We start from the raw sequence: 15,276 nt of genomic DNA on the forward strand, positions 1-15,276 counted from the left end.
TGCTGCCCGGGATACCGACAGGCCCGCCGCGCCCGTCGGCCTTGACGATCTCTCGGACCGTCAGGGTCGTCGTGGACGTGCTCGGTCGTGCGTCATGGACGCGCTCAGCCGATCGTCCACTGCTGGAGCGCGCCGCCGGTGTTCGGCTGTTGGGTGACCAGGGCGCCGTTCGCCGCGGAGGCGGCCGTCAGGAGCAGTCCGCTCGCGGCGGAGGCCACGGTGTGGGTGCCGTTCGTCTGCCGGGTGATCGTCCAGCGCTGGTTCACGCCGTTGGTGCACGTCCACTGGATGATCTTCGCGCCTGCCGTGGCGGAACCGCCGTCGACGTCCGCGCACAGCCCGGACTCGCTGTTCCTGAGGACGTACCCTCCGTCGGCCTGCTGGGTGAACTGCCACTTCTGGTTGGCCCCGCCGTTGGCCGTCCAGGTGATGAGCTGGGTGCCGGGGGTGGTGCTGTGGTTGGGGTTGTCGAGCGCCCTGCCCCCGGTGGCGAGCGTGTGGAGCCCGTCGAGGGAGGCCGTGACCGCCCAGGTGAAGGCGGCCGTGCCGGTGGCGGTGCCCGATGCGGCGGTGACCGTCACGGTGGAGGTGCCCGCGGTGGTCGGCGTACCGGTGATCAGGCCCGCGGAGCTGATGGTCAGCCCGGCGGGCAGGCCGCTCGCCGTGAAGGTCAGGGCCTTCCCGAGCGAGTCGGTGGCGTCGATCTTGAGGGACACGGGCTTGTTCGGGGCGGTGGACTGCGGGCCCGGACCGAGCACCGTCACCGTCTCGGGCGCCTGGGCGGTCGGCGTCAGGGTCAGGGTCTGTTCGCCGGCCGTGCGGGTGCCGCCGACGGAGTTGCCGGTGGTGTTGGTCCAGCTGCGGGTGGGTGTGGTCTCGGCGGGGCGGCCGGAGTCGGCGGAGAGGCCGATGACGAGCCCGCTGTACCGGTTGACGATCTTGTACGCGCCGGTGGCGGAGCCGTCGGCGGGAGAGGTCGCGCGGAGCACGAACCACTGCTGGCCGACGGTGGGTCCACCGGTCCCGGCCGGGGTGACGGTGGGCCGGGTGCCCCATGCGCGGGTGCTCGTGGACGTGGCGCCCACGCCGAGCAGCCCGCCGGTGGCGGAGTTGGCGATGCGGTAGGAGCCGTCGCCGTCGGAGGCGAAGGTCCAGGACTCCGCAGCCGAACCGGTGGCGGCGGCGAGCGAGGTGGTGGCCGTGGTGTCGGCGATCTGGGCGAGGACACGGCCGCCGGAGTTGGCGATGCGGTACGCCTTCGAGGTGTCGACCGGGGCGGCGGGCTCGGTCGTGTCGATGGTCAGGTTCACGTACTCGCTGCTGGCTCCGCCGGAGCAGCCGAAGGAGCAGTACGAGCGGAAGTCCTTGCCGACGATCGTCGAGCTGGTCCTGTTGCCGCTGTCGAGGAACCAGCGGTACCAGGAGGCGTTCCGGTAGCTGCCGGTGTCCCCGAGACGGAACCACTTCTGGGTGGTCAGATCGGCCGTCGCGTAGATCTCCTGGGACGCGTTGCCGCTCTGGTCGACGGCCTGGGGCTGGCCGATGTACAGCCCCAGATGGGCGTTGTACGTGATGTCCATGACGAACAGCGGGGAGGTCGGGGGCATCAGGCCGGCGGCCACCTGCTGGCTGACGCTGCCGGAGTTGGCGGGGTCGTACTCCTTCGCCGTCGGGGTGTACCCGGTGGTGCTGCCGGAACCGACGGGCACCATGGTGCTCTCGCGGCCCCCGACGCCGGGCTCGGACCAGGCTCCGCCGTACCACTTCTGCCAGGAACCGGGCGCCATCTTCGACGCGATCGGGGCGCGGGCCACGTGGCCGTAGAACGCCGCCCAGCCACCGCCCTTGTTCACGATCCGCGAGCCGTAGAACGCGTAGAAGTAGCCGGACGCCGTGTCCACGAACAGCCGCTGGTCACCCGTCCCGTAGTGGTACGTCTGCTGCGGGAACGCGGCGGTGTCGCCGCGCTTCGTGCCGTAGCGCGAGGTGATGACGTGGTCCTTGATGCTCCACGTCCGGCCCTGGTCCTTGGAGACGGCGTAGTCGATGCCGTCGTAGTGGACGCCGTCGCCGAACGGCTGCGGGGTGAACTCGTTGTGCACAAGGCCGTACCAGTCGCCGGTGTCCGGGTCGACCCAGACGCCCGCGAGGTCGCAGTAGTTGCGGTGCGCGTAGCCCGAGCCCGCCGGGGCGGCGGTCGACTCGACCCCGGTCGGGCTGTTGTTGCATCGCCAAGTGGTGTCGTCGTTGCGGTCGTTGGAGTTCGCCGGGTTCACCGCGTCGCTGAGCGCGCTCGACCGGGTGGCGGTGTCGAGGTTCGTGCCGGTGAAGAACGTCCACTTGCGCGGGTCGTCGGCGCCGTACAGCGCGTGGGCCTGCTGGAAGTAGAAGGTGCCGTCCTTGTCGATGTACGGGCCGGCGGGGGTGTCGTCCGGGTGGGTCCAGGAGCCCTTGGCCCCGACGGCGACGGTGTAGGAGGCGGCGGAAGAGGCGGTGGGGGCGGTCGGCGCCGCCGCTGCCGTGGGCGCCGTCAGCGCGCCGCCGCCGGTGAGGACCAGCGCGGCGGCGGCGAGCGCTCCGGCCAGTCTGCTGCGAGGAGTGGTCACGGGTATCCCCTGATCGGAGGAGCCGGGTGGGGCGGCTCCGTGAACGGTCCGGCGCCCTTCGGGACGGCGGTCGTGCGGGATCGCGGTGGTGCGGGATCGCGTTCGTGTGGGATCGCGTTCGTGTGGGATCGCGGTGGTGCGGGTCGTACGGGAGCGGGGTCGTGCGGGGGGCGTTGCGTGGTGCGTGTTCCGGTCGGGAAGCGGCCCGGCCGCGGCGCGACCGTACGGCTCATTTGACCGGTAAAACAAGAGCCGCGGCCCGAAAAACTTCCGTGCCCCGCCGGGGAGTTGATGCGCACGACCGGCCCGTAGGCCCCCGCTCCGAGGCGTTGACCACGGCTTTCCCCCGCGATACGTTGCACCCGCCGTCCGACCGGTCGATCGAGGTAGTCATGGTGACGATGCAGGACGTGGCGGAGCGCGCCGGCGTCACCAAGCAGACCGTGTCCAACGTGCTCTCCGGCCGGGTCGCCGTACGGCCCGGCACCGAGGCCCGGGTGCGCGCCGCGATAGCCGAACTCGGCTACGTCCCCAACCTGGTGGCCCGCTCACTCGCCACCGGCAGCACCCGCACGGTCGGCCTCTTCGTCCCCACCGTCTCCACCGCCTTCTACGCGGAGGTCGTCGAGGAGGCCGAGGACGTACTCGACGCACACGGCTACCACCTCCTCCTGTGCACCACGCGCCGGGACGGGGAGCGCGCCCGGGCGCACCTCGCGGGGCTCACCAGCCGCTCGGTCGACGCCCTCCTCATCGCGGGCGACCAGGGCCTGACCGACCATCTGCCGCTGCTGTCCCGTACCCGCTTCCCCGTGGTCCTGTGCGCCTGGGAGACACGGGCCCCGGCCGGGTTCCCGGTCGTCACCATCGACTACGAGCACGGCGGCCACCTCGCCGGGCGCCATCTGCGCGCCCTGGGCCACGAGAACGTGGCCGTGCTCGCCAGCCCCGCCCACACCCTGCGCGTGGACGGTTTCCGCCGGGCGTTCGCCGAGGACGGTCTGCACGTCCCGGAGAGCGTGGTGCACCTGGCGCCCGAGCCGTCGTTCAAGGGCGGTGTCGCCGCCGCCAGGGCGGCAATCGCCGCGCACCCGACGGCCACGGCCCTGTTCGCCACCCATGACGTGCTCGCGGTCGGCGCGCTGGAGGCGGCGCGCGAGGCCGGCCGCTCGATCCCGCACGACCTGTCCGTCGTCGCTCACGACGACAGTCCGGAGGGGCTGCTCGCCCGCCCCACCCTCACCAGCGTCGCCCTGCCCACCCGCGAGATGACCCGTGAGGCCATCCGGCTGCTCCTGGGCGCGATCGAGGGCGCCCCGCCCGCCGAGCCGAACCGGCGTCTCCTGCTGCCCCGCCTGATCGCCCGCGACAGCACGGGGTGAGCGCCCGGTGCTCGACGGCGTTCACGGTGACGGCGGCGGGCAGCCTACCAGCGCGGGCCCTCCCCGGCCGGATATTCACGTACTCTCCGCGCCCACATGTGTTCGTAGGGTAGTCATGACGCCGGGAGGGAACACATTGATCTTCAGTCGAAGCCGCAGCCGCCGGAAGTCCGTCACCGGTTCCACCGGGGCCTGCCCCTACGCGCACGGGGACCTCGCGCCCGCCGGGTCCGCCCCCGAGGACCGCGCCGGCCCGGCGTCGTACCCCGTGGACCGGGGCGAGGCGGAACGATTCATCCGCCAGTTCCACCACGAGCAGCCCACCGCCGGGGACGCCGCCCCGCGGGTGCGTGCGGTGCTGGCCGAGATCGGCCGTACCGGCACCTACGAACACACCGCCGACGAGCTGGCGTTCGGCGCGCGCGTCGCATGGCGCAACTCCGCCCGCTGCATAGGCAGGCTCTACTGGCGCAGTCTCGTGGTGCGCGACCTGCGGCACGTCACCTCCGCCGACGACATCGCCGCCCACTGCTTCGAGCACCTGCGGCAGGCCGGCAACGGCGGCCGGATCAGACCGGTGATCTCGGTCTTCGCCCCCGACCGGCCGGGCCGCCCCGGGCCCCGGATCGTCAACGACCAGCTGGTGCGCTACGCCGGACACCGTACGCCCGAGGGGCCTTGGAGCGGCGACCCGAGAGGCGGCCCCCTCACCGCCCGCGCCGTCGACCTCGGGTGGAAGCGGGACCAAGAGGCCTTTCAGGTACTGCCGTTGATGGTGCGGGAGCGCCCCGACGCGCGGCCCGAGTGGTACGAGCTGCCCGACGACTCCGTGCTCGAAGTCCCCCTGAGCCATCCCGACCACGCCTGGTTCGCCTCGCTCGGACTGCGCTGGTACGCGGTTCCGGCGATCAGCGACATGACCCTGGAGATCGGCGGCGTGCGGTACGCGGCGGCGCCGTTCAACGGTTGGTACATGGGCACCGAGATAGGCGCCCGCAACCTCGCCGACGGCGAACGCTACGACCTGCTCCCGGTGGTCGCCGACCGGCTCGGACTCGACCGCTCGGCCGAGCGGACCCTGTGGCGTGACCGCGCCCTGGTGGAGCTCAACGTGGCGGTGCTGCACTCCTTCCATGAGGCCGGGGTGACCATGGCCGATCACCACACCGAGTCGCAGCGGTTCCTGCGGCACATCGAGCGGGAGAGCCGCCACGGGCGCGAGACCCCGGCCGACTGGAGCTGGATCGTCCCACCGGTCTCCGGCTCCGCCACCCCGGTGTTCCACCGGTACTACGACCCGGTGGACCCGTCCCTCCGCCCGGCCTTCCTCGCGAGGACGTGACCCCCGCCCGTAAGTGAACCCGTACGGGAACCCCGTACATGGACGGGGCGGGTCAGCCGCCCGCGCCCGGCACCCAGTAGTTGTGCACCTTCAACACCTCGGGCCTGTCCATGTCCGAGGGCCAGCCCAGTGCCGCCGAGACCGGCATCATGCGCTCGGCGAACGCCTCCATCTGTCCTTCCGACTCCCAGACGTCGAAGATCTCCAGGCCGTCGCCCGTGGCGACGCACGTGTGCGACACACAGCCGTCGAAGATCTCCGGCGTCTCCTGGAGCCTGGAGTTGAGGGTGTCGTACTGATCCGCGGTGATGCCCGGAAGGATGGCGTGCACGAAGATCGCCATGATGGATCCCTCCTCGTGAGGGGGCGCGGCACCTCCCGCGCCACCCGGCCGGCGGCGTCCGCCCCTACAAGCCAGCACACCACGGCCCGCCGCCGACGGCATCCGAGGGAGCGCCCCGGCCCCGGATCAGCGGCGGCGCAGGACCTCGGTGACCCGGGTGAAGCCCTCTTCGCCGTGGCCCAGATCCACCGTCCGCCGGGCCAGGGCCTCCGCGGCGCGCATCACGCTCGCGTCGATGCCGTGCCCCTCGGCGGCGTGCACGACGTGCGTCATCGTCGACACCGCCGAGGTCAGCGGGTTCCCCTCGCCGGAGAAGCCGCCGCTCTCCACGTCCTCGGCCCACTCCTGGAACAGCGGCGGCAGGATCGCGCCGATGCCCTGCGCGAACGGCGCCAGCTCGGTGGGGGAGACGCCTTCGGCCTGCGCGAGGGCCAGCGCGTGCACATAGCCCGCCATCGACGTCCAGAAGATGTCGAGCAGCGCGATGTCGTACGCGGCGGCCCGGCCGATCTCCTCCCCGAGGTGGGTGTGGGTGCCGCCCAGGGCGTCGAGCACCGGCCGGTGCTCGCGGTGCAGCGGTTCGGGGCCGCTGTGGAGGAACACGGCAGAAGGCGTCCCGATGCTGGGGGTCGGGGTCATGATCGCCCCGTCGAGATAGCCGATGCCGTGCTCGCCGGCCCAGCGCTCGGTGTCCCTGGCGCGCTCGGCGGTGTCCGCGCTGAGGTTCACGACGGTCCGCCCCTTGAGCGCGCGCGTCACGGCCTCGGTCCGCAGCACGGAGTCGGTGGCGTCGTAGTTGACCAGGCAGACCACCGTCAGCGGGCTCGCCGCGACCGCCTCCTCGGCGCTCGCGGCCGGGACGGCGCCCCGGGTGACCAGTTCCCCGTCCCGGCCGGGCGTACGGTTCCACACGGTGGTCCGCACGCCCGCCGTCAGGAACGCGGCGGCCAGCGCCCGCCCCATGGGCCCGAGACCGATGACCGTGACCGCGTGCCCGTTCGGGGTGGGCGAAGGGGAAGAAGACATGGGTGAACTCCCTTGTAGACATGGAGACAGGTGAAGGAAAGAGATCCCGGAGGAAGGGGAAGGACGCGGATGTCACGCGCCAGGGCCCAGGACACGAACGTGTGCGGAGTGAGCGCCGCGATCGTGGTGATCGAGGGCAAATGGAAGACGTCGCTGCTGTGGCTGCTGGAGGCCGGCCCGCACCGCCCCGGCGAACTGCGCCGGAAGCTCCCCGAGATCAGCGAGAAGGTGCTGACCCAGGCACTGCGGGAGATGACGGAGGACGGCCTCGTGCACCGTGAGGCGTACGACGTCCTGCCTCCGAAGACCGTCTACTCGCTGAGCGCCTTCGGGCGCGAACTCGCCGAGGCGCTCGGCCCGTTGTCGGACTGGGGCCACCGTCGTCTGGACCTGCTCACGGCCGCACCCGCCACCGTGTCCTGAGGCCCCCGCTCCCTTCCTCCCGGGCCGCGTCCAGCTTCGCCCGGGGCGCCGCACCCCGGCAAGTACCCACAAAAAAGTGGGTGTGCGGGGGTGCGGGCCAGGGGGAACCTGTCAGTCGCGCCGGTCGCCGAAGGCGTCGAGGACGCGCTCGGCGGCCGTCGTCGCCGTCAGCGCGCCGGCGCGGACCCGCCGCTCCAGATCGGGCGCGAGGCTCCGGACCGCGGGGTCCGTGTGGAGGCGGCGGAGGAGTTCCTCGCGGACCATCGTCCAGGTCCAGTCGACCTGCTGGTCCTGGCGCTTGGCCGTGAGGCGGCCCGTCGAGTCGAGCAGGGCGCGGTGTCGGCGGAGCCGGTCCCAGACCTCGTCGAGGCCGGCGGACTCGCGGGCGCTGCAACTCAGCACCGGTGGCGTCCAGAAGGCGTCGGCGCCGTGCATCAGCCGCAGCGCGCCCGCGAGTTCGCGGGCGGCTGCGCGGGCGTCGCGCTCGTGGGGGCCGTCGGCCTTGTTGACGGCGACCACGTCGGCGAGTTCCAGGACGCCCTTCTTGATGCCCTGGAGCTGGTCGCCGGTGCGGGCCAGGGTGAGCAGCAGGAAGGAGTCGACCATGTCGGCGACGGCGGTCTCGGACTGGCCGACGCCCACGGTCTCGACGAGGACGACGTCGTAGCCGGCGGCCTCCATCACGACGATCGACTCGCGGGTCGCCTTCGCGACCCCGCCCAGCGTCCCTGCGGTGGGGGAGGGGCGGACGAAGGCCGCCGGGTCGACCGCGAGCCGCTCCATCCGGGTCTTGTCGCCCAGGATGGAGCCGCCGGTCCGGCTCGACGAGGGGTCGACGGCGAGGACCGCGACCCGGTGCCCGAGCCCGGTCAGCATCGTGCCGAACGCGTCGATGAACGTCGACTTGCCGACACCGGGCACTCCGCTGATCCCGATCCGCACGGCGTCGCCGCTGTGCGGGAGGAGTTCCGTCAGGAGTTCCTGGGCGAGTGCCCGGTGCTGGGGGCGGGTCGACTCGACGAGGGTGATCGCGCGGGCGACGAGCGCCCGCTTCCCCTCCCGTACGCCCCGGACATACGTGTCGAGACCGATCACCGCTCGTGCCCGAGGTCGGCCGCCAGCCGCGTCACCAGGTCGTGGGCCGCGTCGGGGATCACCGTCCCCGGCGGGAAGACGGCTGCCGCGCCCATCTCCAGGAGCGTCGCCACGTCCTGCGGGGGGATCACCCCGCCGACCACGATCATGATGTCCTCACGGCCCTCCGCCGCGAGTTCCTCCCGCAGCGCCGGTACGAGCGTGAGGTGGCCGGCGGCGAGCGAGGAGACCCCGACGATGTGCACGTCCGCCTCGACGGCCTGGCGGGCCACCTCGGCCGGGGTCTGGAACAGGGGGCCGACGTCGACGTCGAAGCCCAGGTCGGCGAAGGCGGTGGCGATCACCTTCTGGCCGCGGTCGTGGCCGTCCTGGCCCATCTTGGCGACCAGGATGCGGGGCCTGCGCCCCTCGGCCTCCGCGAAGGCGTCGACCAGGGTCCGGGTGCGGTCCACGGCGGGGGACTCGCCGGCTTCGTTGCGGTACACCCCGGAGATCGTACGGATCTGGCCGGCGTGCCGTCCGTAGACCTTCTCCAGGGCGTCGGAGATCTCGCCGACGGTCGCCATCGCGCGGGCCGCGTCCACCGCGAGTTCGAGCAGGTTGCCCTCGCCGGCGGCGGCCCGGGTGAGCGCGGCCAGCGCGTCCTGGCAGGCCCGCTCGTCGCGCTCCTCGCGCAGCCGCTTCAGCTTGGCGATCTGCTGGGCGCGCACCGAGGAGTTGTCGACCTTGAGGACGTCGATCTGCTCGTCGGTCGCCACCCGGTACTTGTTGACGCCGATCACCGGCTGCCGTCCGGAGTCGATCCGGGCCTGGGTGCGGGCCGCGGCCTCCTCCACGCGCAGCTTGGGGATGCCCGCGTCGATGGCCTTGGCCATGCCGCCGGCCTGCTCGACCTCCTGGATGTGCTTCCAGGCGCGCCGGGCGAGGTCGTGGGTGAGCTTCTCGACGTACGCGCTGCCGCCCCACGGGTCGATGGTCCGGCAGGTGCCCGACTCCTGCTGGATGAGCAGCTGGGTGTTGCGGGCGATGCGGGCGGAGAAGTCGGTCGGCAGGGCCAGCGCCTCGTCGAGGGCGTTGGTGTGCAGGGACTGGGTGTGGCCCTGGGTGGCGGCCATCGCCTCGACACAGGTGCGGGTGACGTTGTTGAAGACGTCCTGCGCGGTGAGCGACCAGCCGGAGGTCTGCGAATGGGTCCGCAGGGAGAGGGACTTGGGGTTCTGCGGGTCGAACTGCTTGACCAGCTTGGCCCAGAGGAGCCGGGCGGCGCGCAGCTTCGCGATCTCCATGAAGAAGTTCATGCCGATCGCCCAGAAGAACGACAGGCGCGGCGCGAACGCGTCCACGTCGAGACCGGCCTCACGCCCCGCGCGGATGTACTCCACACCGTCGGCGAGCGTGTACGCCAGCTCCAGGTCGGCCGTCGCCCCCGCCTCCTGGATGTGGTAGCCGGAGATGGAGATGGAGTTGTAGCGCGGCATCCGCTGGGAGGTGTAGGCGAAGATGTCGGAGATGATCCGCATCGAGGGCCCCGGCGGATAGATGTACGTGTTGCGGACCATGAACTCCTTGAGGATGTCGTTCTGGATGGTCCCGGCCAGCTTCTCGGGCGGTACGCCCTGCTCCTCGGCCGCCACGATGTACAGCGCGAGAACGGGCAGCACGGCGCCGTTCATCGTCATCGACACCGTCATCCGGTCCAGCGGGATGCCGTCGAACAACTGCCGCATGTCGTAGATGGAGTCGATGGCGACGCCCGCCATGCCGACGTCACCGGTGACGCGCGGGTGGTCGCTGTCGTAGCCGCGGTGGGTCGGCAGGTCGAACGCGACCGAGAGGCCCTTCTGCCCGGCGGCGAGGTTGCGCCGGTAGAAGGCGTTCGACTCCTCGGCCGTGGAGAAGCCCGCGTACTGCCGGATCGTCCAGGGCTGGTTGACGTACATCGTCGGGTACGGGCCCCGCAGATACGGGGCGATGCCCGGGAACGTGCCCAGGAAGTCCAGGCCCTCCAGGTCCTCCCCGGTGTACAGCGGCTTGACGCCGATTCCCTCCGGGGTCTCCCACAGCAGGTCGTCACCGCCCGAGGTCGTCTCGACGGCCGCACGCCAGGCGTCGGTGCCGGGGCCGCCTTCGGCGGTCGGCGTCCCGAGCTCGATCCCGGTGAAGTCGGGGATGGACATCAGGACACTCCCATGCGGTCGAGGGCGGTGGAGAGCAGGGCGACGGCGTCACAGCCCGCGAAGAGGTAGGTGTCGACACCGGGGTACGCCCCCGGGCGGCCGGCGAGGAGGACGTGCTCGGCGCCCGCCGCGCGCAGCTCGGCCGCGGCGGTCGCGGCCTGCTCCTCGTAGAGTGCGTCGCTGGAGCAGAGGCAGGCCTCGCGGGCGCCGCTCTCCTCGAACGTGCCCTCGGTGACGGCCTCGATGCCGCCCGCCTGGAAGAGGTTCGTGGCGAAGGCGAGCCGGGCCGAGTGCGCGGCGGCCGGGCCGAGCGCGGCGAGGTGGATCCGGGGCCGTGCCCCGGTCGCGGCCAGGTGCGCGTCCGAGCGGGCGCGCAGTGCCTCGAACGCCTCGTCGCGCCGGACCCGGGGAAGACCGCCGGCCGGCTGCTCGGGCGCGGGCGCCCGGTGGACGGGCTTCTCCGTGAGGTCCGGGAACTCGCTGACGCCCGTGATGGGTTCGCGGCGGGTGGCGAGCTTCGCGCTCCGCGCGGCCCACGTCGTGGCCAGCCGCTCACCGATCGTCCCGGCGCGCAGCGCGGCCTCCTGGCCGCCCGCCCGCTCGATCTCCTGGAAGAACTCCCAGGCTGCGTGGGCGAGTTCGTCGGTCAGCCGCTCGACGTACCAGGAGCCGCCCGCCGGGTCGATGACCCGGGACAGGTGCGACTCCTCGATGAGGACGGTGGAGGTGTTGCGGGCGATCCGGCGCGCGAAGGCGTCCGGCAGGCCGAGCGCCTCGTCGAAGGGCAGCACGGTGACGCTGTCGGCGCCGCCGACCCCGGCGGCGAGCGTGGCCACCGTGGTGCGCAGCATGTTCACCCACGGGTCGCGGCGGGTCATCATGACCGGCGAGGTCACCGCGTGCTGGCGCTGGGCGCCCGCCTCCGGGGCGCCGCAGGCCTCGGCGACCCTGGCCCAGAGCCGGCGTGCCGCGCGGAGCTTGGCGATGGTCAGGAACTGGTCGGCGGTCGCCGCGTACCGGAACTCCAGCTGCCCGCAGGCCTCGGCGACGCTCAGACCGGCCCCGGTCAGACCGCGCAGATACGCCACACCGGTCGCGAGCGAACCGCCCAGCTCCTGCGCGGCCGATCCGCCCGCCTCGTGGTAGGGCAGGGCGTCCACGGTGAGGGCCCGCAGCCCCGGGTGCCGGTCGGCGCAGCGGCGCGCGAGACCGGCGACGGACGCCAGGTCGTAGGAGAGGCGTCCGGTGCGGGCCAGGTGGCCGAGCGGGTCGGCGCCCAGGGTGCCCCGGGCCGCGTCGTCGGCGACGCCGCGCTCCTCGTACAGCCGGAACAGCCGCTCGGCCGCCGCCGTCGTCTCCTCGCCCGCGTCGAGGGCGACGGGTGCCAGGTCGAGGTAGACGCCGTCGAGGACCTTGTCGAGGGAGGAGACCGGGGTGCCGGTGGCGCCGACGCCCAGCCAGAGCGAGGTGACGCCGTTCTCGAGGTCGGTGAGGACGGCCTCGTTGTCGGCCGCGAGGTGCCGTTGGCGTACGTCCCAGCCGCCTGCGGTGTTCCCCTCGGGGCGTCCGCCCCGGACGAAGGGGGCGAAGCCGGGGAGGCCGGTGTCGGGGGCGGCCTCGCGCGCCGTGTACAGCGGGCGGATGCCGAGACCGTCCTCCAGGAGCGTGGACAGGGCGTCCTCGGCGGCGTCGCCGGAGACGTCCTTGCCGGACTTGCGCAGGACACCCGCCACGAGGTGTTGCCACTGTTCGTGTGGCGCGTCAGGGAATTCGGACGCCAGGGAGAGCCCGTCGTCAGGCAGGACCGTCATGCTCGGATGCTAGGGGAGATCGCTTAAGGCGCAGCGGGCGTACGACTGTGACCTTCTTCTCTTGGACCTGGGGCGTTCCGTGTGGTGGGCGCGGTACGGGGCGTTGTCAGTGGCGGCTGGGACGCTGGGTCGCATGGACAGGGACGAGGAGCTGCTGAGGGGCCGGGTCTACGGCCAGGACCACGACGACCCCCACCGGGGGCCGAGACCGGGCCGGGTCTACGTCGAGCTGACCGGGGGGCCGCTGGACGGACTCCTCCTGGACGTCACGGACCGGACGCCGCAGGAGAGGGCCGAAGGCGCGGCGCTGGAGACGGAACTGGGCCGTTTCGGGGCGGACGGGCGCTCGCTGTACGACCCGCGTCCCGGTGATCCGGGCCGCTTCGACTGGTCGGGCGACGCGCCCTGACCCCGTGTGAGGGAGGCGCGGCCGTGCGGCGGTTCGTGTCGGCGTGGCCCTTCCGCCCTCGGCGGAGTGAGTTACCTTAGGCTTGCCTAAGTAATACCCGTCACCGACATGGACCAGGCCGGACCCCGCATCCACGCCCTCCTCGCCGCCGCCCGCCGCTCCTCCCACCCCAACCGGCTGCCGGCCTGACCGAACGGCCCTCCGTACCGGCCGAGATGCCGGAGCGCCACGGCAGGCGAACAATGGACCGAGTAGGCGCGAGCTGCCGGCGCCGGGACCGCTCGGGGACCTCCCAACCGGACACGGCCACGCCATGAACGCTGGAAACCCGGCCGAGGGCCGAGGGTCACCGCCCAGAGGTGTGCTCTACCGACTGGGGCACTGGTGCGCCCGCCACTTCCTCATCGTCATCTCCCTCTGGGTGGCCGCCGTCGTCGGCCTCCAGATCACCGACCGGGCCGTGGGCGGCCAGTTCTCCGACGACTTCGCCCTCCCCGGGGTCCAGTCCGCCGAGGGCCTGGACGTCCTCAAGGCGCACGACCCCGCAGCCGGGGGCTACGGCGCCCAGATCGTCCTGAACCGGCCCTCCGGACCGCTCACCGACGAGGCCTCCGCCGTCAACTCGACCGTCGCCGCCCTGCAGAAACTGCCCGACGTCCTCAGCGTGCAGAACCCCCTGCCGCCCCCTGGTACCACCCCTCCCGCGCTCCCCGCCGGGGTCCCCAACACCGGCCCGCTCTCCACCGACGGCAAGACCGCCTACATCACCGTCCGCTTCAGCGTGCCGCCCTCCACCCTCGGCACCGGCTACCTGCCCGGCGTCGACGCCGCCGTCAAGCCGCTCCGTGACGCCGGGGTCACCGTCGAGTACGGCGGCCCGCTCGGCGAACTCGCCCGGCCGCAGCCCGACGACCGCACCAGCGAGGCGATCGGCTTCGCCGTCGCGATCCTCGTGCTCCTCATCGGCTTCGGCAGCGCCATCGCCGCCGTCCTGCCCCTGGTCACGGCGCTCCTCGGGGTGATCTGCGGACTCGCCCTCCTCGGCCTGACGGCCGCCGCCTTCACCTTCGGCACCGTCTCGCCCACCCTGGCCACCATGATCGGTCTCGGCGTCGGCATCGACTACGCGCTCTTCCTCATCACCCGGCACCGACAGAACCTGATGAACGGGCACGCCCCCGCCGAAGCCGCCGCCCTCTCGACCACCACCAGCGGGCGCGCCGTGCTGGTCTCCGGCTGCACCGTCATCATCGCCCTGTCCGGCCTGTGGGTCTCCGGCGTCACCTTCATCGGGAAACTGGGCCTGGCGGCGGCCTTCACCGTCGTCACCGCCGTCCTCGCCGCGCTCACCCTGGTCCCCGCGATGCTGGGCCTGGTCGGCCGCCGGATCGACCGCTACCACGTGCGCAAGCCGGTGGCGGAGGCCGACGAGACGCCCGGCGCGGTGGCGCACGGCACCTGGCACCGGTACGCGCAGCGGGTGGAGAAGCGCCCCTGGTGGTTCCTCACCGGAGGAGTCGTGGCACTGGTGATCCTGGCGATCCCGCTGCTCTTCATCCAGCTCGGCCACATCGGGGACGGCGCGGACCCCGAGTCGTTCACGGACCGGCGGGCCTACGACCTGATCTCCACCGCCTTCGGACCCGGTGCGAACGGGCCGCTGACCGTCGTCGTGGACCAGTCGGCCGTCCCGGCCGCCGACCGCGCGGACCTCGCGGACAAGCTCAAGCAGGCACTGACCGGCGTCCCCGACGCGGCCTCCATCACCCCGCTCCAGACCACCTCCGACGGGGACGTGCTGGTCGGCACCGCCTACTCGGTTGCCTCCCCGCAGGACGAGCGGACCACCCAGCTGACCGACCACCTCGTCGACGACGTGCTGCCGCAAGCGGTCGCCGGCACCGACGCGCAGACCTACGTCACCGGCACCACGGCGGCCCAGGTCGACTTCCTCGACATCGTCTCCAGCCGCCTCCCGCTGATCATCGCCGTGGTGGTGGCACTCGCCTTCCTCGTCATCCTCACGGTCTTCCGCGGCCTGCTGGTCGCGGTCAAGGCGGCCGTGCTCAACGTGCTGTCCATCGCCGCCTCGTACGGTGTGGTCGTGGCCGTCTTCCAGTGGGGCTGGGGCGGGCCCGCGCTCGGCGTCTCCGGCAAGGTGCCCATCGAGAGCTACGTACCGATGATGATGTTCGCGATCGTCTTCGGACTGAGCATGGACTACGAGATCTTCCTGCTGTCCCGGGTCCGCGAGGCCTGGCTGCGCACCGGCGATCCGAAGGCCTCCGTGGCCCACGCCCTGGAGATCACCGCCCGGGTGATCACCTGCGCCGCGCTGATCATGGTGAGCGTCTTCGCCGCCTTCATCGTCTCGGACAACATCGTGGTGAAGATGCTCGGCCTCGGCCTCGCGGCCAGCGTCCTCATCGACGCCACCGTGGTGCGGCTGCTCCTCGTACCCGCGGTGATGACCCTCCTCGGCGAACACGCCTGGTGGACCCCCCGCTGGCTGGACCGGATCCTGCCGCACCTGGACACGGAGGGCGAGGGAGAGCCGGAGCGGGCCGCGGCGCCTCGGGCCGGGACCTGATCCCCGCCCCGAGGTCCAGACCACCGTCCGCCCGTACGCCCGCCGCCCCCTCACCGGGGCGGCGGGCCGCCG

The 15,276-nt window shown here is 72.5% G+C and carries 11 protein-coding genes and 1 pseudogene; 6 read left to right on the forward strand and 6 right to left on the reverse strand.

All coding sequences use genetic code 11. From position 1 onward, the window contains the following. Positions 1-104 precede the first annotated feature (104 nt). Entirely contained in the window at positions 105-2,606 is a 2,502-nt protein-coding gene (locus V4Y03_RS29855; RefSeq protein WP_332436956.1) for an RICIN domain-containing protein, read from the reverse strand. A gap of 392 nt (positions 2,607-2,998) precedes the next feature. Between V4Y03_RS29855 and V4Y03_RS29860 the strand changes: the two genes are divergently transcribed. Together V4Y03_RS29860 and V4Y03_RS29865 are read left to right on the forward strand one after the other, a co-directional pair. Next, positions 2,999-3,988: a LacI family DNA-binding transcriptional regulator gene (locus V4Y03_RS29860; RefSeq protein WP_332436957.1), complete on the forward strand. Its 990-nt coding sequence runs from the start codon at positions 2,999-3,001 to the stop codon at positions 3,986-3,988. 268 nt (positions 3,989-4,256) lie between these two features. Then, complete coding sequence (locus V4Y03_RS29865; RefSeq protein WP_332437296.1) at positions 4,257-5,330, forward strand: nitric oxide synthase oxygenase; 1,074 nt, start codon at positions 4,257-4,259, stop codon at positions 5,328-5,330. Positions 5,331-5,382: 52 nt separating this feature from the next. Here V4Y03_RS29865 and V4Y03_RS29870 read toward each other — a convergent pair whose 3' ends face one another. Both V4Y03_RS29870 and V4Y03_RS29875 read right to left on the reverse strand, forming a co-directional pair. Next, entirely contained in the window at positions 5,383-5,673 is a 291-nt protein-coding gene (locus V4Y03_RS29870) for a hypothetical protein (RefSeq protein WP_332436958.1), read from the reverse strand. Between the two features lie 126 nt (positions 5,674-5,799). Then, positions 5,800-6,699 carry an NAD(P)-dependent oxidoreductase gene (locus V4Y03_RS29875; protein WP_332436959.1) on the reverse strand — a complete coding sequence of 300 codons (900 nt, stop codon included), beginning with the start codon at positions 6,697-6,699 and terminating at the stop codon, positions 5,800-5,802. Positions 6,700-6,768: 69 nt separating this feature from the next. Here V4Y03_RS29875 and V4Y03_RS29880 point away from each other — a divergent pair, with 69 nt between their 5' ends. Beyond that, on the forward strand, positions 6,769-7,122 hold the full coding sequence (locus V4Y03_RS29880) for a winged helix-turn-helix transcriptional regulator (RefSeq protein ID WP_332436960.1): 354 nt from the start codon (positions 6,769-6,771) through the stop codon (positions 7,120-7,122). Positions 7,123-7,233: 111 nt separating this feature from the next. Here the strand turns inward: V4Y03_RS29880 and meaB are convergent, their stop codons facing one another. Genes meaB through V4Y03_RS29895 form a run of 3 tightly spaced genes read right to left on the reverse strand, consistent with a single transcriptional unit; the run spans position 7,234 to position 12,205 of the window. After that, positions 7,234-8,217: a methylmalonyl Co-A mutase-associated GTPase MeaB gene (gene meaB, locus V4Y03_RS29885; RefSeq protein ID WP_332436961.1), complete on the reverse strand. Its 984-nt coding sequence runs from the start codon at positions 8,215-8,217 to the stop codon at positions 7,234-7,236. Continuing rightward, the gene (gene scpA, locus V4Y03_RS29890) at positions 8,214-10,394 is read right to left on the reverse strand and encodes a methylmalonyl-CoA mutase (protein WP_317876136.1); all 2,181 of its coding nucleotides are present in this window, start codon (positions 10,392-10,394) and stop codon (positions 8,214-8,216) included. Before scpA ends, meaB begins: the two co-directional genes overlap by 4 nt. Beyond that, a complete protein-coding gene (locus V4Y03_RS29895; RefSeq protein WP_332436962.1) occupies positions 10,394-12,205 on the reverse strand; it encodes a methylmalonyl-CoA mutase subunit beta in 1,812 nt (603 codons plus the stop codon). Before V4Y03_RS29895 ends, scpA begins: the two co-directional genes overlap by 1 nt. 133 nt (positions 12,206-12,338) lie before the next feature. Here V4Y03_RS29895 and V4Y03_RS29900 point away from each other — a divergent pair, with 133 nt between their 5' ends. The 3 genes and pseudogenes from V4Y03_RS29900 to V4Y03_RS29910 all read left to right on the forward strand — a co-directional run bounded on the left by V4Y03_RS29900 (position 12,339) and on the right by V4Y03_RS29910 (position 15,204). Continuing rightward, positions 12,339-12,614 (forward strand): hypothetical protein, encoded by a 276-nt coding sequence (locus tag V4Y03_RS29900; protein WP_317877123.1) that lies wholly within the window; start codon positions 12,339-12,341, stop codon positions 12,612-12,614. A 96-nt stretch (positions 12,615-12,710) separates the two neighbouring features. Continuing rightward, positions 12,711-12,803 (forward strand): annotated as a pseudogene (locus tag V4Y03_RS29905) (DUF2470 domain-containing protein); the annotation flags it as partial. A gap of 124 nt (positions 12,804-12,927) precedes the next feature. Then, a complete protein-coding gene (locus tag V4Y03_RS29910) occupies positions 12,928-15,204 on the forward strand; it encodes an MMPL family transporter (protein WP_317877121.1) in 2,277 nt (758 codons plus the stop codon). The last annotated feature ends 72 nt before the right edge of the window (positions 15,205-15,276 follow it).

The sequence above is a fragment of the Streptomyces sp. P9-A4 genome, from assembly GCF_036634195.1.
Taxonomy (GTDB): domain Bacteria; phylum Actinomycetota; class Actinomycetes; order Streptomycetales; family Streptomycetaceae; genus Streptomyces.

What these genes read in the sequence shown, in the direction of transcription:
- V4Y03_RS29870 (WP_332436958.1), bottom strand. Translation starts at nt 5,673, where the DNA reads ATGGCGATCTTCGTGCACGCCATCCTTCCGGGCATCACCGCGGATCAG.
- V4Y03_RS29880 (WP_332436960.1), top strand. Translation starts at nt 6,769, where the DNA reads ATGTCACGCGCCAGGGCCCAGGACACGAACGTGTGCGGAGTGAGCGCC.
- V4Y03_RS29895 (WP_332436962.1), bottom strand. Translation starts at nt 12,205, where the DNA reads ATGACGGTCCTGCCTGACGACGGGCTCTCCCTGGCGTCCGAATTCCCT.
- V4Y03_RS29875 (WP_332436959.1), bottom strand. Translation starts at nt 6,699, where the DNA reads ATGTCTTCTTCCCCTTCGCCCACCCCGAACGGGCACGCGGTCACGGTC.
- V4Y03_RS29860 (WP_332436957.1), top strand. Translation starts at nt 2,999, where the DNA reads ATGGTGACGATGCAGGACGTGGCGGAGCGCGCCGGCGTCACCAAGCAG.
- V4Y03_RS29900 (WP_317877123.1), top strand. Translation starts at nt 12,339, where the DNA reads ATGGACAGGGACGAGGAGCTGCTGAGGGGCCGGGTCTACGGCCAGGAC.
- V4Y03_RS29910 (WP_317877121.1), top strand. Translation starts at nt 12,928, where the DNA reads ATGAACGCTGGAAACCCGGCCGAGGGCCGAGGGTCACCGCCCAGAGGT.
- scpA (WP_317876136.1), bottom strand. Translation starts at nt 10,394, where the DNA reads ATGTCCATCCCCGACTTCACCGGGATCGAGCTCGGGACGCCGACCGCC.